Annotated in this window: 13 protein-coding genes; 3 read left to right on the top strand and 10 right to left on the bottom strand. The window is 73.8% G+C overall.

Annotated features, from left to right (window positions below):
* Window positions 1-14: 14 nt before the first annotated feature.
* From ACFWVV_RS04040 to rpsA, 7 genes are all read right to left on the bottom strand, one after another.
* A complete protein-coding gene (locus tag ACFWVV_RS04040) occupies window positions 15-1,271 on the bottom strand; it encodes an SWIM zinc finger family protein (protein ID WP_384349495.1) in 1,257 nt (418 codons plus the stop codon).
* A complete protein-coding gene (locus ACFWVV_RS04035; protein WP_384349492.1) occupies window positions 1,268-4,126 on the bottom strand; it encodes a DEAD/DEAH box helicase in 2,859 nt (952 codons plus the stop codon). The genes ACFWVV_RS04040 and ACFWVV_RS04035 overlap by 4 nt, the downstream gene beginning before the upstream one ends.
* A 696-nt stretch (window positions 4,127-4,822) precedes the next feature.
* The gene (locus ACFWVV_RS04030; RefSeq protein WP_384347184.1) at window positions 4,823-5,266 is read right to left on the bottom strand and encodes a hypothetical protein; all 444 of its coding nucleotides are present in this window, start codon (window positions 5,264-5,266) and stop codon (window positions 4,823-4,825) included.
* Window positions 5,267-5,401: 135 nt separating this feature from the next.
* Window positions 5,402-6,394, bottom strand: a complete 993-nt coding sequence (locus tag ACFWVV_RS04025; RefSeq protein ID WP_384347181.1) for an acyltransferase domain-containing protein — start codon at window positions 6,392-6,394, stop codon at window positions 5,402-5,404.
* Window positions 6,395-6,579: 185 nt separating this feature from the next.
* Window positions 6,580-7,185, bottom strand: a complete 606-nt coding sequence (coaE, locus tag ACFWVV_RS04020; protein ID WP_384347178.1) for a dephospho-CoA kinase — start codon at window positions 7,183-7,185, stop codon at window positions 6,580-6,582.
* A gap of 146 nt (window positions 7,186-7,331) precedes the next feature.
* The gene (locus ACFWVV_RS04015; RefSeq protein ID WP_384347175.1) at window positions 7,332-8,270 is read right to left on the bottom strand and encodes a PAC2 family protein; all 939 of its coding nucleotides are present in this window, start codon (window positions 8,268-8,270) and stop codon (window positions 7,332-7,334) included.
* 211 nt (window positions 8,271-8,481) lie between these two features.
* Window positions 8,482-9,993, bottom strand: coding sequence for a 30S ribosomal protein S1 (gene rpsA, locus ACFWVV_RS04010; RefSeq protein WP_384347171.1), 1,512 nt, complete (start codon window positions 9,991-9,993; stop codon window positions 8,482-8,484).
* A gap of 381 nt (window positions 9,994-10,374) precedes the next feature.
* Here rpsA and ACFWVV_RS04005 point away from each other — a divergent pair, with 381 nt between their 5' ends.
* Both ACFWVV_RS04005 and hrpB read left to right on the top strand, forming a co-directional pair.
* Window positions 10,375-11,241, top strand: a complete 867-nt coding sequence (locus ACFWVV_RS04005; RefSeq protein ID WP_384347169.1) for a class I SAM-dependent methyltransferase — start codon at window positions 10,375-10,377, stop codon at window positions 11,239-11,241.
* A 222-nt stretch (window positions 11,242-11,463) separates the two neighbouring features.
* A complete protein-coding gene (hrpB, locus tag ACFWVV_RS04000) occupies window positions 11,464-14,037 on the top strand; it encodes an ATP-dependent helicase HrpB (RefSeq protein WP_384347166.1) in 2,574 nt (857 codons plus the stop codon).
* Window positions 14,038-14,403: 366 nt separating this feature from the next.
* Here the strand turns inward: hrpB and ACFWVV_RS03995 are convergent, their stop codons facing one another.
* The 3 genes from ACFWVV_RS03995 to ACFWVV_RS03985 all read right to left on the bottom strand — a co-directional run bounded on the left by ACFWVV_RS03995 (window position 14,404) and on the right by ACFWVV_RS03985 (window position 17,536).
* Window positions 14,404-15,405 (bottom strand): DUF3068 domain-containing protein, encoded by a 1,002-nt coding sequence (locus ACFWVV_RS03995; protein WP_384347163.1) that lies wholly within the window; start codon window positions 15,403-15,405, stop codon window positions 14,404-14,406.
* A 16-nt stretch (window positions 15,406-15,421) separates the two neighbouring features.
* Complete coding sequence (locus ACFWVV_RS03990) at window positions 15,422-15,559, bottom strand: SPW_0924 family protein (protein ID WP_384347160.1); 138 nt, start codon at window positions 15,557-15,559, stop codon at window positions 15,422-15,424.
* A 189-nt stretch (window positions 15,560-15,748) separates the two neighbouring features.
* On the bottom strand, window positions 15,749-17,536 hold the full coding sequence (locus tag ACFWVV_RS03985; RefSeq protein ID WP_384347157.1) for a lytic murein transglycosylase: 1,788 nt from the start codon (window positions 17,534-17,536) through the stop codon (window positions 15,749-15,751).
* Window positions 17,537-17,756: 220 nt separating this feature from the next.
* Here ACFWVV_RS03985 and ACFWVV_RS03980 point away from each other — a divergent pair, with 220 nt between their 5' ends.
* The gene (locus ACFWVV_RS03980; protein WP_384347154.1) at window positions 17,757-18,587 is read left to right on the top strand and encodes a DUF4184 family protein; all 831 of its coding nucleotides are present in this window, start codon (window positions 17,757-17,759) and stop codon (window positions 18,585-18,587) included.
* Window positions 18,588-18,653: the final 66 nt, after the last annotated feature.

Genomic DNA, 18,653 nt, shown 5'->3' with positions numbered 1-18,653 from the left:
TCACCGCAGACCGGTCAGCTGGTCAACAGGGCGGTGAGGACGTCGACGGGGTCGTTGCCGGCCGGGCCGCTGGGCCACCAGTCGTCGTTGCCGCTGTCCGACTCGTATCCGTACCAGAGTCCGTCCTGGCCGTAGCGGAGCTGGAAGCGGTCGGCGGTCAGACGGTTGCGCCAGGGGCGGAAGTCGTGGCGGCCCAGGGCGTGCAGGGTGGAGCGGGCGCGGTCGAAGGGGCCCGCGGGCGGGTCCCAGGGTTCGTCGAGGACCGCGAGGGCGGTGGGGCCGCCCAGCCGCCAGGCCGAGACGGCGCGCGCGAGCTCGGAGGGGGTGCGGCCCAGGGCGCGGGTGAGCGAGGTGTACAGGGAGCGGGTGGCCGCTGTCAGGCCGGATCCTGGCTGGGCCGCGGCGATCCGGACGGCGTCCTGCCAGGGGCTGAGGTCGCCGATCGGGTCGGTGTGCGTGGTGAGCAGGGTGTGGGCGCGGTTCGCCGCGTCCGTGGCCAGGTGGTCGAGGGTGAGCGGGTCGGGGGCCTGCCGGCCGCCGGGGTACGAGGGCGGGGTGCCGGGGTGCCGCGGCGGGGCGAACGGTGCGGGCAGCGGCCCCGGTGCGCGGCCGAAGGCGTCCCGCGCCTTCAGTGCCGGGACGGTCGGGGTGCGGCGGGTGCTGCTCGCGGCGCGGGCGGCGTTGCGTCGGGAGAGGGCGTCGAGAATTTCCCGCTCGTCCCGGCCGCGCAGCAGGAAGACGACGAAGGGGTCCTCGTCGAGGAGGCGGGCCACCTGGTAGCAGAGGGCCGCGGCGTGCTTGCAGGGGCGGCCGGCGTCCGGGCAGGTGCAGGTGGGCAGGAGGTCGCCGGCCGCGGCGGGCAGCAGAGGGATGGCCGAGAGGGGCGAATCCGGGTCGAGGAGGGCGTACGGCAGGGTCTTGGCGAGGAGCGCTTCCAGATGGGCGGGTTGCTCGGCGGCCTCGTCCAGGAACGTGTCCCAGTCCTCGTCGGGGAGGGTGCGCAGCCTGATGTCCGCACGGTAGGGCCGGGCCCGGCTGCCCCGTACGTACGCCACGACCCGGCCCGGGGTGACCGTGATCGTGTCGACGTGGCCCGCGTCGGCGTACGCCCTGCCGCGGGCGAGCCGGGCCGGATCGAGGGAGAGCGCTTCGAGGGCGTCCACCCAGGCTTTGCCCCACCAGGTGGTGGCCGGGCCCGTGGTCTTTGGCGACGGCGGAAAGGTGCGGCGTCGGTCGGCGGCGGGCGCGGGCGGTGGCGTCCGGGGGGTCATGACGGCCTCCGCAGCGACACCAGGTCCGCGAGTTCGCGGTCGCTCAGCTCGGTCAGGGCCGCCTCGCCGCCGCCCAGGATCGCGTCGGCCAGCGAGCGCTTGGCGGCGAGGAGTTCGGCGATGCGGTCCTCGACGGTGCCTTCCGCGATCAGCCGGTGGACCTGGACCGGCTGGGTCTGGCCGATGCGGTAGGCGCGGTCGGTGGCCTGTTCCTCGACGGCCGGGTTCCACCAGCGGTCGAAGTGGACGACGTGCGAGGCGCGGGTGAGGTTGAGGCCGGTGCCCGCCGCCTTGAGGGACAGCAGGAACACCGGGACCTCGCCGGACTGGAACCGGTCGACCATCTCCTCGCGCTGCGCCACCGGCGTCCCCCCGTGCAGGAGCTGGGCGGGGATCGCGCGGGCGGACAGGTACTGCTGGAGGAGCCGGGCCATGGTCACGTACTGCGTGAAGATCAGGACCGACTGCTCCTCGGCGAGGATCGTGTCGAGGAGTTCGTCGAGGAGGGCCAGCTTGCCCGAACGAGCGGTGAGCCGTGCCGGACCCTCGCCCGCCGTCCCCTCCTTGAGGTACTGCGCGGGGTGGTTGCAGATCTGCTTGAGCGAGGTCAGCAACTTCATGATCAGGCCGCGCCTGGCGATGCCCTCGGAGGCCTCGATGGCGGCCATCGTCTCCTGCACGGCGGCCTGGTAGAGGGCGGCCTGCTCGCGGGTCAGCGGTACCGGGTGGTCGGTCTCGGTCTTGGGCGGCAGCTCGGGGGCGATGCCCGGGTCGGACTTCTTGCGGCGCAGCAGGAACGGGCGTACGAGACGTGACAGCCGCTCCACCGCTTCCGGGTCCTCGCCGCCCTCGACGGCGCGGGCGTGCCGGGCGCGGAAGGTGGTGAGCGGCCCGAGGAGCCCGGGGGTGGTCCAGTCCAGGAGGGCCCACAGCTCGGAGAGGTTGTTCTCGACGGGGGTGCCGGTGAGGGCGACCCGGGCGGGGGCGGGGAGGGTGCGCAGGGCCCTGGCGGTGGTGGAGCGGGGGTTCTTCAGGTGCTGGGCCTCGTCGGCGACGATCATGTTCCAGTCGTACGTGGCGAGTTCGGGGGCGCTGGTGCGCATGGTGCCGTACGTGGTGAGGACGAAGCCGCCGTCCAGTCCCTCGAGGTGGCGGCCGGCGCCGTGGAAGCGGCGGACGGGCACCCCGGGTGCGAACCTCTCGATCTCGCGCTGCCAGTTGCCCAGGAGCGAGGCGGGGCAGACCACCAGTGTGGGGGCCGGGCGGGCACGGTGCAGGTGCAGGGCGATGACGGTGATGGTCTTGCCGAGGCCCATGTCATCGGCGAGGCAGCCGCCGAGGCCGAGCGAGGTCATCAGGTCGAGCCAGGCGAGTCCGCGCAGCTGGTAGTCGCGCAGGGTGGCCTGCAGCGCGGCGGGCTGCGGTACGGCGTCGGCACCGCCCTGGGCGAGCCGGTCCCGCAGAGCGGCCAGCGCACCGGCAGGCACCGCTTCGACCTGTTCGCCGTCGATCTCCGCCGTCCCGGTCAGCGCGACGGTGAGCGCGTCGGCGGGATCCAGCAGCCCCAGCTGCCGCTTGCGTGCCTTGCGCACGAGTGCGGGGTCGACCACCACCCACTGGTCGCGCAGCCGGACCACCGGGCGGTGTTCCGCCACCAGGGCGTCCATCTCGGCCTCGGTCAGCTCCTCGCCGCCGAGCGCCAGCTGCCAGCTGAAGTCGAAGAGCTGGTCCGCCTCGAAGAACGGGGTGCCGTCGGTCGCCGAGCCGGGTGCGGGGCGGACCACGGCGGTGGCGGTGAGCGAGCGGGCGAGGTCGCGCGGCCAGTGCACGCGCACCCCGGCCGCTTCCAGCCGGTGCGCCGCGGCACCCAGCAGGTCGTACAACTCCTCGTCGGAGAGCGGCAGTACGTCGGGGACCGGTTGCTCCAGGAGCCGGCTGAGCGGCGGCCAGACCCGGCCCGCGCGGCGCAGCGCCAGCACGGTGTCGATGCGGGCCCGCGGCCCGAAGTGCTCGCCGCCGTCGCCTGCCCAGAGGTCGGCCACGTCCACCAGATGGGTCGGGTCGGCGAGGCTGTGCACCTGCACGACGGCGGCCCCCGCCCTGCGCGGGCCTTCACCTCCGCCGTCCTCGTCCTCCCGGCTGTCGAAGAGTCCGTACACGGGCAGGTCCAGCCGCAGGGAGACCCGCACTCCGGCGTCCGCGCCCGCCGCCACTTCGGCGGCCCACTCGCGCAGCCCCGGCAGCTGCTGTGCCTCGCGCGCGGCGAACGGCGCACCGAGTGCGAGGGCGGCGGCGGGCGTACGGGGCAGGGTGTCGGCGACGGCGTCGACGAACGACCGCACCAGGTGCGCCGGGTCGGGGACCTGGAGCGGGGTGCGGTCCGGGACCGGGACGGCGTACGCCTCGACGGGCAGAGCGGCGGCGATGGCCCGCAGCTGCGCGATGTCGGCGGCGTCCGGCGGCCCGGCCCGCCAGGCGTCGTGGTCGGTTGCGGTGAGTCCGGGCAGCAGCAGGCCGCGCGCGACGAGATGCAGGGCGTGCAGGGCGGCGGCGCCCCAGCAGCGGGCGGCCGGGTGCGCGGCAGGGTCGTGCCCGGCGGCGGCGAGGAGGGGCAGTGCCTCGGGCAGGGACAGGAGCCGGGCGGGGACGGTACGGGACCGCAGGACCGCCCCGTGCTGTCGCACGACGGTCACCTCACCGTCGGTGCCGGGCGCGCCGCCGCCCTGGAGCGGATCCCCGTCGGGGCTCCAGAGGGCGATGCGGGCGTCGCGGGGCAGTGCGGCGGGAAGGTAGAGGACGGCCGCGCCCGAGGGCAGCCGGTACTGCGTCGCATGCGGTGCCCGCGCCAAGGCCATCGCGCCCACACCTCCCTTCGGGGTCCGGATCTGCGCAGGTGAGCGCAGGGATGCTTACTGGACCTGAAAGTCTACGGCCGAGGTCTGACAACCCGGACCGACGCGAGGGCGGAAGGGGTGGGGCGGGGTCGGGGTGGCGCAGGCCGGGGCGGGGTCGGGGCGGGCCAGGGTGAGGAAAGCCGAGGCGGGCAGGCCGGGGCCGGGGGAGGTGGCGAGGCAGGCGGGAGCGGAACGGGGCCGTCGTAGCTCTCATCGGCCGGGGCAGCCACCCGCCTCACCGGGTCGGCGCCCCGCCCGAGCGGACGACCGCGGTGCGGACCGGCGTCCGGGCGGGGCCGTGGGCTGTCGCGGCTCGGCCGCGGGGACCGCCGGAGGTGTGGCCATACAGCGCACAGCCATCTGTCCGGACGGCTCGGGCGCCGGAGCCGCCGGGGCGCGCGCCCGTACGGCCGTACCACCACGCGCCGTACAGCCACGCTGACGCACACACCCCCGGGCGCAGGGCGTGCGCGCGCCCGCCCCGCGCCCCCCGCCCCCCCCGGGCCCCCCCCCCCACCCCAGCCACGGGCACAGCCGCGCCCCCCCACCCACTTGGACGATAGCCCCACCCCCCCCCGGGGGGGCGGGGGGGGGCGGCCCCCCCCCCCCCCCCCCCGCGCCCGCACCGGGGCCCGCACCCGCACCCGAGCCTCTGCCTCAGCCGCGCCCCACATCCCTGTTGCTCATGCGCCCCACCACCCCCACCTGGAGCGTCGTTCCGCCATTCACCGTTCCTGACATCTCGTTGTGCACGTCGCGCACGTGCACCCCGCCCGCGTCCTCCGGCGGCCTCAGTTCCGCGACGAGCGAGCGGAGTTGCCCGGCCGCCTGCGGATCCGACGTCAGCACGCGGCGGATGCGCATCAGCCACTCTCCCCGCAGCGCCGCCTCCATCTCGTGGTCCGCGGCTGCCTGGGCCTCGGTGAGTTCGGCCCGGGAGACCTCCAGTTCGGCCTCGACCGTCTCCAGCTCGTCCGGTCCGTTCCCACGCGCGAAGAACCGGCCGAGCCGGGAGCGTGCCTGCGCCCAGCCGTCGGTCGTCATCTGCGTCACCAGCGTGGTCGCTCCCGCCGTGGCCAGCGCAATCAATTCCGGTTCCACCGGGCCCCCTTCGTCGGATTCGGGCGGATGTCCGCGAACGGGCCCGCCCCCTGTCGACCACCGTAGATCCGCCTCGGCCCCGGAGCACCCCGTTCACCGGCTTCACCCACACGGCGGCCCCCGCCCACGGCCGTCTCAGAGGGCGAGCCAGCCCACTCCGCCGTACCAGTGCCCGCCTGCCCGCAGGTGTCCCGCGACCGCGCGCTCCAAGGAGGTGCGGCGGGGCAGTTGCGCGACCGGGAGATCGGGGTCGCCGTAGACGAAGCGGACGGTGTCCTTGTCGTACTCCTCCTTGCCTGCGGTGATCCGCTCGAAGAGGTCCTGGAAGCCGAGGATGCGGGAGTGTGCGGGAAGGTGCTCCCGCAGCTGCGGGTCGAGCAGCCAGGACTCGCACAGCGCCACCGCGAACCGCACCCCGGGGAAGTGGCGCGGGAAGAAGTCGCGCGCCCGGGCCAGGGAGTCCGCGCACGCACGCGCGGTGAGCGGACCGGAGAAGTCCGGAATGTGGATGTTCAGGCAGGGGTCTCCCGCCCGCTCGGGCCACCCCGCCTCAGTCAGGGAGGCCACGTCCGCCTCCTGCACCCGGCCCAGCTGGAACTGGAGCCGGCCCAACTGGTAGATCTCCCCCCGGAAGTGCAGGCCGAGCCACTGGGGCGCCACAAGACCGCCCCTCCCCGTCTGCCTGCGGCACACCGCCATGTTGCGGCCCAGATCGGCGAGGGTCCGCCGGGAGACCTCCTGAGGAATGCCGAGTGCACGGTGCTGGGCCCGCACCCGGGGAAGCAGCGCGAGGAACACGGTGACCGCGAAATAGCGCCCGGCCTCGCCGAGTTCCGCGGGCAGCTGCGGAATCCGCACCCCGCCACCCGGGATACCGATGTCCTGCATCAGCCCCCGGACGCACTGCTCCCGCAGGAGCCCCCACTGCGGATCGTCCGCCACCCGGGCCAGCAGGGCGGCCAGTGGGTTGATGTCCTCGTGCGGCACCGCGAGATCCAGCAGTACGGCGGGGAGTTCGTCGGCCGTCGGCAGTACGGCATCCGGCTCGGGCCCCTCCAGCCCCTCCAGTTCCGTCAGCCACTTCGCCAACTCCGCGTCCGCCCGGAGCACTTCCCGTACGGCCACCATGCGCGCCACCCCTCGTCGTCGCTGCCCGGAGTCCCCATCTTCCTCGCACCGCGTAGGCTCCCCACGCCCACCGGACCGGTTTCAGGCCACCGGCCTCACTGCCCCCCGGACCGGTTTCAGGCCACCGGCCCCACTGCCCGCCGCCGTGGTTTCAGGCCACCGCTCCGCCGCCCGCCGCACCGGCCCTAGGTCACCAGTCCCGCCCGCTCCCGCAGCTCGTGCCACACCTTGCGCACCTGGGGCTCCAGCGCTTCCAGCGGTCCGTCGTTGTCGATCACCAGGTCCGCGACGGCGAGCCGCTGCTCCCGGGTGGCCTGGGCCGCCATCCGCCCGCGCGCATCCGCCTCGGTCGTGCCGCGCAGCCGGACCAGCCGGTCCAGCTGTGTCGCGGGCGAGGCGTCCACGACCACGACGAGGTCGTAGAGCGGGGCCAGCGCGTTCTCGGTGAGCAGCGGTACGTCGTGGACGACGACCGCGTCGTCGTCCGCTGCCCGCTCCAGTTCGGCCGACCGCGCCCCGACCAGCGGGTGCACGATCCCGTTGAGCCTCTTGAGCTTCCCGGGATCGGCGAAGACGATCGCGCCCAGCGCGGGCCGGTCCAGCGTGCCGTCCGCCGTGAGGACGCCCTCGCCGAACTCCGCCACCACGGCGTCGAGCCCGGGAGTCCCGGGCTCGACGACCTCACGTGCGATCTTGTCCGCGTCGACGACGACCGCGCCGTACGACGCGAGCAGCCGCGACACTTCACTCTTGCCGGCGCCGATACCGCCGGTCAGGCCCACTTTCAGCATGCCCCGCAGCCTAAGCGGTGCGTCCCGTCCCGTCCCGGAATCGTCCCCTCCTGGAATCCTTGCCGCTCCCGTCCCGGAACCCTTGCCGCCCCGTCCCGGAGCCCTGGCCGCTCCCGGCCGGTAGGCCGGCCCTGCACGGCACGGCCCTACAGGTCGCCCTCCCGCTCGGCGAGGAACTTCTCGAATTCCAGGCCGATCTCGTCCGCCGAGGGCAGGTCCTTGGCCTCGGCGACGAGGCTGCCGCGGGTCTCCGCGCCGGCCATCGCGTCGTACTGGTGCTCAAGTCCCTGGACCAGTGCGACCAGTTCCTCGTCGCCCTCGCCGACCTGCCGATCGATCTCATCCTGGGTGCGCCGCGCCTCCGAGCGCAGGGAGTGCGCCACCGAGGGCAGGACCAGACCGGTCGCCGCGGTGATCGCCTCCAGCACGGTCAGCGCCGAGTCGGGGTAGGCGGAGCGCGCCACGTAGTGCGGTACGTGGGCGGCGACGCCGAGCACGTCGTGCCCCGACTCCACCAGCCGGAACTCCAGCAGCGATGCCGCCGAGCCGGGTACCTGCGCCTCGTCGAACGGGCTGCGGTGCCCGGGCACCAGGTCCGTACGGTTGCCGTGCGGGGTCAGCCCGACCGGACGGGTGTGCGGGACACCCATCGGTATGCCGTGGAAGTTCACCGCCAGCCGCACGCCGAGGCGCTCCACGATCTGCCGGACCGCCGCGGAGAACCGCTCCCATTCGACGTCCGGCTCCGGCCCGGCGAGCAGCAGGAACGGGGCGCCCGTGGCGTCCTGCACCAGGTGCACTTCCAGGGACGGGGTCTCGTAGTCCGTCCACTTGTCGCGACGGAACGTCAGCAGGGGCCTGCGGGCCCGGTAGTCCACCAGCCGGTCGTGGTCGAAGCGCGCCACGACCTGGTGCGGCAGGGTGTCCAGCAGCTTCTCGACGATCTGGTCGCCGGTCTCCCCCGCGTCGATATACCCGTCGAAGTGGTAGAGCATGACAAGTCCGGCCGACTCCTGGGCGAGCGCCATGTCGACGACTGCCAGCCCCTTCGGCTCCCATGCGTACAAACCCTGCGGATCAAGCACGATTACCGCTACCTCCTCGTGGTTCACAGGGAAGAACGTGCTCGGCGGCCCGGGCATTCCCGCCGCGCCCTCCTTCGCTCGGGCAGGTGGCCCCGACACGCGGCGAGGCCCGCTCCCCCGAGGGGGAGCGGGCCTCGCTCTACAGCCGGTTCAGCTGCCGACCGCCGTCATCGGGCGGTCACGGTCGCGCGGACCGGAGGGGGTCGGAGCTTCAGCTCTGGCCGCCCGCCAGCTTCTCGCGCAGGGCAGCCAGGGCCTCGTCCGACGCCAGGGCGCCGGAGTTGTCGTCCGACTCCGAGGAGTACGAACCACCCGAGATGCTCGCGCCGGCGTTGCCACCGGTGGCGGCCGGAGCGGCAGCGCCCTCGGCAGCGGCGGCCTCGTCGGCCTCGCGGGACTTGATGACCTGGGCCTGGTGCTGCTCGAAGCGCTGCTGCGCCTCGGCGTACTGACCCTCCCAAGCCTCACGCTGGGTCTCGAAGCCCTCGAGCCAGTCGTTCGTCTCGGGGTCGAAGCCCTCGGGGTAGATGTAGTTGCCCTGGTCGTCGTACGACGCGGCCATGCCGTAGAGGGTCGGGTCGAACTCGACCGAGGCCGGGTCGGAGCCGAAGGACTCGTTGGCCTGCTTCAGCGACAGCGAGATCCGGCGACGCTCGAGGTCGATGTCGATGACCTTGACGAAGATCTCGTCGTTGACCTGGACGACCTGCTCCGGGATCTCCACGTGGCGCTCGGCCAGCTCGGAGATGTGGACCAGGCCCTCGATGCCCTCGTCGACGCGCACGAACGCACCGAACGGAACCAGCTTCGTGACCTTGCCGGGAACGACCTGGCCGATCTGGTGCGTACGGGCGAACTGCTGCCACGGGTCTTCCTGCGTCGCCTTCAGCGACAGGGAGACACGCTCGCGGTCCATGTCGACGTCGAGAACCTCGACGGTGACTTCCTGGCCGACCTCGACAACCTCGGACGGGTGGTCGATGTGCTTCCAGGACAGCTCGGAGACGTGCACGAGACCGTCGACGCCACCCAGGTCCACGAAGGCACCGAAGTTGACGATCGAGGAAACGACGCCGGAGCGGACCTGACCCTTCTGGAGGGTCGTGAGGAACGTCTGACGCACCTCGGACTGGGTCTGCTCGAGCCAGGCACGGCGGGACAGGACCACGTTGTTGCGGTTCTTGTCCAGCTCGATGATCTTGGCCTCGAGCTCCTTGCCCACGTAGGGCTGGAGGTCGCGGACGCGGCGCATCTCGACGAGGGAGGCAGGCAGGAAGCCACGGAGGCCGATGTCGAGGATGAGACCACCCTTGACGACCTCGATGACGGTGCCGGTGACGATCCCGTCCTCTTCCTTGATCTTCTCGATCGTGCCCCAGGCGCGCTCGTACTGTGCGCGCTTCTTCGAGAGGATCAGGCGGCCTTCCTTGTCCTCCTTCTGGAGAACCAGGGCCTCGATCTCGTCGCCGACCTTGACGACCTCGTTCGGGTCGACGTCGTGCTTGATCGAGAGCTCGCGGCTCGGGATCACGCCTTCGGTCTTGTAGCCGATGTCGAGGAGAACCTCGTCGCGGTCGACCTTGACGATGACGCCGTCAACGATGTCGCCATCGTTGAAGTACTTGATCGTCTCGTCGATCGCCGCGAGGAACGCGTCCGCGTCGCCGATGTCGTTGACCGCAACCTGCGGCGTGGTGGCGGTGGTCTCGGTGCTGCTCGTCATGTGGGAAAGGGCTCCGGTACGGACAGAAGTCGTAGGTACTGCTACGCCGTGAGCCCTTCGTTCTGCAGCGACCGGACAGCCGAAGAAGCACCACCGAAAATTTTGCCGGAGGCGCCTCGAAAACCGAGGGGACATACATACAGATACGAGCGCGGCCTGCTAGGTCTGAGGCGCGCAGGCTCGCAGCGCAACTTGTAGCATACGGGGGCTGCCGGGCAGGGTCAATGCGCGAAGCCACACACCAGGGGCGGAACGCCCCATACCCGGCACAACTCAGGTTCGGCGAGGCCACCGTGGCCCTTCCGCCCACTTCCGTGACCGCGGCGAAGCCGCCCGCGGACGCCGCGGGCGGAGCCTACTCAGACGATTCAGACGGGCGCAATGATCCACGAGGACGACGCTTTCGAGGCCCTTGACGTGTTCGGTGACTCCGCCGAGCCGGACGACTCCGAACCGGCGGCGACCCGGCGCGAGGCCGGAGACGACGAGAGCAGCCGGGCCAGCAGGGGCTGGTGGGACCGCAACGCGGACGAGTACCAGCAGGACCACGGCACCTTCCTGGGCGACGACCGCTTCGTGTGGGGGCCCGAGGGGCTCGACGAGGCGGAGGCGGAGCTGCTGGGCCCCGCCGCCTCCCTCAGGGGGCTGGACGTACTGGAGATCGGCGCGGGTGCCGCGCAGTGCGCCCGCTGGCTGGCCGCACAGGGCGCCCGCCCGGTCGCCCTGGACCTCTCGCACCGCCAGCTCCAGCACGCGCTGCGGATCGGCGGTGGCGAGGACGGAGTGGGCCTGGTGCAGGCGGACGCGGGGGCGCTGCCGTTCGCGGACGGCTCCTTCGACCTGGCGTGCTCCGCGTACGGCGCGGTGCCGTTCGTCGCGGACCCGGTGAAGGTGTTCCGCGAGGTGCACCGGGTGCTGCGGCCCGGCGGGCGCTGGGTGTTCTCGGTGACCCACCCGATCCGCTGGGCGTTCCCGGACGAGCCGGGCCCCGAGGGCCTCTCCGTCTCCGCCTCCTACTTCGACCGCGTGCCCTACGTGGAACAGGACGAGCAGGGGAACGCGGTGTACGTCGAGCACCACCGCACCCTCGGCGACCGCGTCCGTGACGTGGTCGCGGGCGGTTTCCACCTGCTGGACCTGGTGGAGCCGGAGTGGCCCGCCTGGAACCACGCGGAATGGGGCGGCTGGTCCCCCCTCCGCGGCAACCTCATCCCCGGCACCGCCATCTTCCTCTGCCAACGCCCCTGACCCCGCCCCTCATCTCCCCCCGTTCCGCCCCCTTGGGCGGCGGGGCCGCCCTGCCCCTCCCCGCCCCCAGCCCCCTTGGGCTGCGGGGCCGCCCCCGGGGGCGGAACGGGCCGGCAAGGGGGCGGCCCCCCGGCGGAGCCGAACCCCTGCACCCCGCCTCACCCGAGCCCCCACCCCCGCACCACCGCCCGACCCGGCCCCCACCCGTACGACACTGAACCCGTGATCCGCACCGACGCCCTCGACCGGCTCCCCGTCCGCACCGCCCTCCCCCACCTCACCGCCGCCCTCGCCTCGCACGGCACCGCCGTGCTCTGCGCGCCGCCCGGCACCGGCAAGACGACCCTGGTGCCGCTGGTCCTCGCCGGACTCGTGGGCGGGGGTCCGGCCCGCCGGGTGGTGGTGGCAGAGCCGCGCAGGATCGCCGCCCGCGCCGCCGCCCACCGGATGGCCTGGCTGCTGGGCGAGCAGGTCGGCGACCGCGTCGGGTTCACCGTGCGCGGTGAGCGCCGGGTGGGCCCCCGGACGGTCGTCGAGGTCGTCACCACGGGCGTACTGCTCCAGCGCCTCCAGCGCGACCAGGAGCTGGCCGGCGTCGACACCGTCGTGCTCGACGAGTGCCACGAGCGGCACCTGGACGCGGACACCGCGGCGGCCTTCCTCGTCGACGTACGGGAGACCCTGCGGCCCGAGCTGCACCTGGTCGCGGCGTCGGCGACGACGGACGCGGCCGGCTGGGCGGCGCTGCTGGGCGGCGCACCGGTGGTGGAGGCCCAGGGGGTCTCGTACCCGGTGGAGACGGTGTGGGCGCCGCCGGCCCGCCCGGTCCGCCCGCCGCACGGGATGCGGGTGGATCCGGCCCAGCTCACGCATGTGGCGTCGGTGGTGCGCCGGGCGCTGTCGGAGCGGTCGGGCGACGTGCTGTGCTTCCTGCCCGGGGTGGGGGAGATCTCCCGCGTGGCGGGGCAGCTGGGCGGCGTGGACGCGGAGGTGCTGCAGGTGCACGGGCGCGCGCCCGCCGCGGTCCAGGACGCGGTGCTCGCGGGCTCCTCGACGGGCCGCCGGGTGGTCCTGACGACGTCGGTCGCCGAGTCGAGCCTGACGGTGCCGGGTGTGCGGGTGGTCGTGGACTCGGGGCTCGCGCGCGAACCGCGCACCGACCACGCGCGCGGACTGAGCGCGCTGACGACGGTACGGGCGTCCCGGGCGGCGGCCCGGCAGCGGGCGGGCCGGGCCGGGCGCGAGGCCCCGGGAGCGGCGTACCGCTGCTGGGACGAGGCGGAGGAGGTGCGGCTGCCGGCCTTCCCGAACCCGGAGATCAAGGTTGCCGACCTCACCGCCTTCGCCCTCCAGGCTGCCTGCTGGGGCGATCCTGACGCCTCGGGGCTGGCGCTGCTCGACGCGCCCCCGGCCGGGGCGATGGCGGCGACGCGGGAGGTGCTGAGGGCGGTCGGCGCGGTGGATGCGGACGGCCGGGCGACCGGGCGCGGTGTACGCCTGTCCCGGCTCGGCCTGCACCCGCGGCTGGGACGCGCCCTGCTGGACGGTGCCCGCGAGGTGGGTGCGCGGCGGGCGGCCGAGGTGGTGGCGCTGCTGAGCGAGGAACCGCCGCGGGAGTACGGCGACGACCTGGCGGCGGCCTGGCGGGCGGCCCGTCGCGGCACCGACGGGTACGGGGCCCGCTGGAAGCAGGAGGCACGGCGGCTGGCCTCGCAGGCGGACGCACGCGACGGGTCCGGTGCGGCCGGTTCCGGTCCGGGGCCCGGCGGGGGCGGGAGGTCGGCGGATGCTGGGGGCGGGGCGGCCGGTGGCCGGTCCGACGATGCGGCCGCGGGGCTGGTGGCCGCGCTGGCGTTCCCCGAGCGGGTGGCCGGGGCACGGGGCGGCGGGGCGTTCCTGATGGTGTCGGGCACGGGGGCGGAGGTGTCGGACGGGTCGCGGCTGCGCGGTGCGGGGTGGCTGGCGGTGGCCGTCGCGGACCGGCCCTCGCACTCGGCGTCCGCGCGCGTACGGCTGGCCGCCGAGATCGACGAGGGCACCGCGCGCCTGGCGGCCGCGCATCTGCACGCCTCGGGTGAGGAGGTGCGCTGGGAGGGCGGGGACGTCGTCGCCCGGCGGGTGGAGCGGCTGGGCGCCGTCGAGTTGACCGTACGGCCGCTGAAGGACCCGCCCCGTGCGCGGGTGCGGGAGGCGCTGCGCGAGGGGCTCCGGCGGGAGGGGCTCGGGCTGCTGCGCTGGACGGCGGACGGGGCGGCGCTGCGGGAGCGGCTGGCCTTCCTGCACCGTGAGCTCGGAGCGCCCTGGCCCGACGTCTCGGACGAGGCGCTGGCCGGGCGGGCGGAGGAGTGGCTGGAGCCCGAACTGTCGCGGGCCCGGCGGAAGGCCGACCTGGGGCGGATCGACGCCGGGCAGGCACTGCGGCGGCTGCTGCCGTGGACGACCGGGGACGCGGCCCGGCTGGACGAGCTGGCGCCGGAGCGGATCGAGGTGCCGAGCGGGTCGCGGATCCGGGTGGACTACGGGGGCCCGCAGCCGGTGCTGGCGGTGAAGCTGCAGGAGATGTTCGGCCTGGCGCGGACGCCCCGGGTGGGCGGGGAGCCCGGGGTGCCCGTGCTGGTGCACCTGCTGTCGCCGGCGGGCCGGCCCGCGGCGGTGACCGCGGATCTGGCGTCGTTCTGGCGGGAGGGGTACCGGGCGGTCCGCGCGGAACTGCGGGGCCGCTATCCGAAGCACCCCTGGCCGGAGGACCCCGGGGCGACGGCAGCGACCCGCCGCACGAACGCGAGGCTGCGGTAGCGGTCGAGCGGCGGCTCGGGGCGGTACGGCCCGACACCCAGGCCGGGGCGGTACGGCCCGACGCCCGGCAGGGGCTACGCCAGCCGGAGAACGGCGGCACGGGGCCGTACGGCCCGGCACCCCGCCCTGAGCGGTACGGCCCGGCGCCCGGCACGGGGCCGCAGACGCGCAGCGGTACGGTCCGCGACGGCCCGACGCCAGGCCCGGGTCGGCACGCCCGGCACCCGGCCCGGGTCGGTACTCCCGCGTCCGCCACCCACGCCTGTGCCCGTCCTGCCCGCGCCCAGGCACACCGCATCACTGCGATGCGGCCCCTCACCCAGCCGCTCCGGACCGCGGCGGTACGAACCGCCCGGCCGGGCACGCCTACGCCGGTGTCGTCACCGCCGCCTCACGCTCCCGTGCCGCCCGCCTGCCCGCCCCCTGCCTCCGGCTCCTTCCCTCCAGCCACAGGGAGAGCGCCAGCAGGGCCACGCCCAGGGTGAGGAAGCCCCAGGGGAGGTAGGAGGTGAGCAGGAGGATCAGGGTGCGCTGGGACTTGACGAGGGCGACGGTCGAGTCGACGTAGTCGGCGCGCATCTTGACGTGGCCGGAGAACGCGGTGACCTTGTCGCGGCCTCCCAGCAGGCTGCCGCCGCGCATCTCTTCCTGGTGGATCTCCTCGCCGTTGACGGGGGCTCCGGTCACGGGGTCGACCCAGAACATCCGCTTGGTCGTGTACCACATGCTCGTACCGGTCTGCTTCTCCAGCCGGGTGGAGTCGATGCCCGGCATCGGCATCTTCTTGGGGTAGCGCACCTTGGTCCAGGGGATGGTCTGCTCGAAGTAGTAGACCTCCAGGCCGTGGAAGGTCCGGGTGCCCCGGTAACGGATGGGAGCGGCCTTCAGCGCGCGGTAGTCGTAGTAGTCGTAGTCCCGCTTCTCGGTGAGGAAGGGCCATTTGTACTCGATGCCGCTGCGCCGCACCGGGTCGCCGTCGACCATTTCGCCGGTGGCGTGCACCGGGTCCTGGGTGTGGGCGTCGAAGACGTACCGCTCGGGAATGGCGGAGACCATCTTGCCGTCGGGGCCCACGACGTAGGAGAGGGTGTCCCACACGACGACGTCGCGGCCGGCCGTTGCCTCGATCTTCTCGGACTCCTCGACGTTGCCCTTGAGGGTCTGCACGACGGTCAGCTTCTCGACCTTCTTGGGCTGCATGGTGCTGTAGTCGACGAGGATGGCGGGCTTGGCCTCCAGGACTGCTTCCTGGTACTGGCCCGGCGGGACCTTGGCCAGCCTCGGGAACGCGTACCAGCGCAGCAGCGGGGAGAGCGCGGCGAAGAAGACCGCGAGGGCGAGCAGGACCAGGCTGGCTTTGCGTCGCATGTGCGGGCTCGCCCCCCTACTTCTTCGGGCCGGGGACGGTGGTCAGCAGGGGCTTCGGCGAGGTCTCGCCGGGCGGTGTGCCGACGGCCGTGACGGCGAGGACCAGGGCGAACGCCGCGGCCAGTCCGACGGCTGCGGCGATGACTGCGCGCATGGGCCGACTCCCTCCCGTTGTACGGTTTCTGACGTCCCGTCAGAGATGGGGCACGGTAGCAACGGGGACACGAGAGGGGAACAGATCGCGCGGCACGAACGCGGCACGGACGCGGCGCACACACGGCACGGGCCGGGGATCCAGTCCCCGGCCCGTGCCGTGTGTGTGCCGCCCGCCGTGGGCCGGCCGCTAGGGCTTCGCCGTCCCCGTCGGCGACGCGGTGCCCGAGGGGCTCGACGGTGTGGTCGGTGTCGTCGTGGGCGGCTTCGTCGGGGTCGTCGGGGTCGTCGGCGGAGTGGTGGGCGGGGTGGTCGGCGCCGCGGTGACCGTCAGCTGCACGTTCAGTACGACGCCGTCCGCGACGATGCGCAGGACGTAGGTGCCCGCCGGGCCGTCCGCGTACAGCTCCGGCAGCTTCACCGTGCCGTCGGCGCCCGTGACGAGCCCGCTCGCGGTGCGTACCGCCGTGCCGTCCTCGGCCTTGAAGTACGGGCCCTTGGTGCCGACGACCACGGCGGAGACCTTCGCCCCGGCCAGGGCCTTGCCTCCGTCGGTGGCCTTGACCTCGACCCGCTCCTCGAAGGCGTCCCCGGTCTCGGCCTTGAGCACGGTGTCCGTCGTGCGCACGAGCGCGTCGGCCTTCGGTGCCGGAGCGGGGCGGGCGGTGACGGACGCCCAGAACTCGGCGGCGGGCGCGCCGGGCGCGGTCGCCCGGATCACGAAGGAGCCCGCCTTCTCGCCCGCCGCGAGGACCGGCGCGGTCGCGATGCCGTCCTTGCCTGTGGTCACGGTGGCGCGCAGCGCGTTGCCCGGGAAGCGGGCACCGGTGGCACCGACCACGGTGAAGCCGACCTCGGCCCCGGCCACCGGCTTGCCCGTCGCGGACAGGGCCCGCACCGCGGGGCGGCCGGCGAAGTTCTTGCCCGCGACGGCGGTGAGCTTCTGCCCGGCCGTCACCGCCAGTCGGCCGACCCCCGCCGGAGTCGTCGTCGGCGGCTTGGCCGGAGTGGTGGGCGGCTTGGTGGTGGGGGTGGCCGGCTTGGTGGCGGGCGGGGTGGGGCCCGGGGCCGGGGTGGTCGGGGCCGGGAGTGCCGGGGCGGTCGGTGTGATGGCTCCGCCGCCCGCGCCGGGCCCGGTGGTGGGCGGGCTGTTGGGCTCGGGGGCGGACGGCTGGACTCCGCTGCCGTCCGGGACCTGGTGGGTGCCGCGGTTGTAGAACTCGTACCAGGACAGGACCGTCCGCAGGTACTCCCGCGACTGGTTGTAGCTGAGGATCGCCTTCTCGCGGTCGTTCGCGTCCGTCATGTCGCGGGAACCGGCGCAGAGGTAGTGACCGGCGGCGAGGGCGGCGTCGTAGATGTTGTTCGGGTCCTTGCGGCCGTCGCCGTTGCCGTCCTTGCCGCTGTTGGCCCAGGTCGACGGGATGAACTGCATCGGGCCTATCGCCCGGTCGTACGTGGCGTCGCCGTCGAACTCACCCTTGTCGGTGTCCGCTATGTGCGCGAAGCCGACACCGTTGAGCTCCGGTCCGCGGATCGGCTTGAGGGTGGTGCCCTGGGCGTCGACCTGCCCGCCGCGCGCCTGGCCGGACTCCACCTTGCCTATCGCGGCCAGGAGTTGCCACGGCAGCCGGCAGGACGGGTCGGCCGCCTCGACGGCCGCCTGCGCCTTCTTGTACGCGTCCAGGACGGTCGCCGGAAGGCCCGCTTCCGCCGCGCCCGCGGCGACGGTGCCGTCCCCGGTGCCGGGGGCGCCGGTGGCCGGGGCGGGGGTGGTCAGCGGCGGGAGGTCGGTGTAGTAGGGGGAGTTGCCCGTGGCCGCGGACCCGGACCCCGGCTTCGCGCCGGCCGCCTGACCGTCGTACGGGGTTCCCGTGGCTCCGGGGGCCTGCGACGCGGACAGGGCGGCCACGGCTATCGCCGCGACCGCTGTCGTGGTCGCCCCCTTGCGCAAACGACGACCGAACTGTGCAGCCATGCGACTGGTCCCTCCCCATTGGCGGCAGTGCGCGCTCCCCAGCGCGACGACCCACGTGACACTACGACACCTCTCGACGTCCGGGCACAGGGTTCTGGGTGGTTTTCACCAGTTCGACACCTGAGAAACTCCTGAGAGACGAGGCTCGAAGGTCCCGCATACTGAGCGTTATTGATCACAGACGGTCAAGAGTTCAGCAGACCTCACCTGGGGGCCAAGGGTGCCGTTCACACTCAGCCATGCCGCAGCCGTCCTGCCTGCGATCCGCCGGGACGGCACCGCACGCGGCCCCTTCCTCGCCTCGGCACTGGTCGCCGGGTCCTTCGCCCCCGACCTGACGTACTACCTCGCGTCCGGCGTCCCCGGCGGCATGGAGTTCGGCGGCCTCACCCACTCCCTGCCCGGCATCCTCACCGTCGACGTCCTGTGCACGGCACTGCTGGTGGGGCTGTGGCTGCTGGTGCGCGCTCCCCTGGTGGCGCTGCTGCCCCGCCGCTGGCAGGGGCGGGTGTACGGGGTCGTGCGCGGGGCCCGCTGGGAGGGCGTGTCCGCGTCGCTGGCGGGCAGGTTCGTGCTGTCGGCGGTGGTGGGGGCGCTGACCCATGTGGGATGGGACCTCTTCACCCACCCCGGGCGGCTCGGCATGGAACTGTTCCCCGTGCTCGGCCAGGTGTACGCGGGATTCCCCCTCTACACCTATGCGCAGTACGGGACTTCGGCACTGGCCGCCGCCGGCCTCGGCTGGTTCCTGGTGACGGCACTGCGGCGGCAGAGCGGCCCGGTCGCCGCCCCGGGCGAGGTGCCGCCGCTGTCGAGGGGGCAGCGGGTGGCAGGTGGCGCGCTGCTCCTGGGGTGTGCGGTGCTCGGCGCGGTGCAGCGGTGCGTGCGCTGGGCCGCCCATCAGACCGTGCCGCTGCGCCCCTTCGACTACATCCCGACGATCTGCTTCGGTGCGGGCGCCGGGCTGCTGGTGGCGCTGGTGCTGTACGCGGTACTGGTGGACCGGTGGCGGCGGTCCGCAGCGGAAGCACCCCGGGTCCCCGTCCCGTAGCGGGATTGCCGTCCCGCGCAACCCCGGGCCCCCGTCCCGCAGAGGGGTTACCGTCCCGCAGAACCC

The sequence above is a fragment of the Streptomyces sp. NPDC058663 genome (genome assembly GCF_042716745.1).
Classification (GTDB): domain Bacteria; phylum Actinomycetota; class Actinomycetes; order Streptomycetales; family Streptomycetaceae; genus Streptomyces.
Note: the sequence above shows the minus strand (reverse complement) of the source record. Positions and strands in the feature narration are given on the sequence as shown.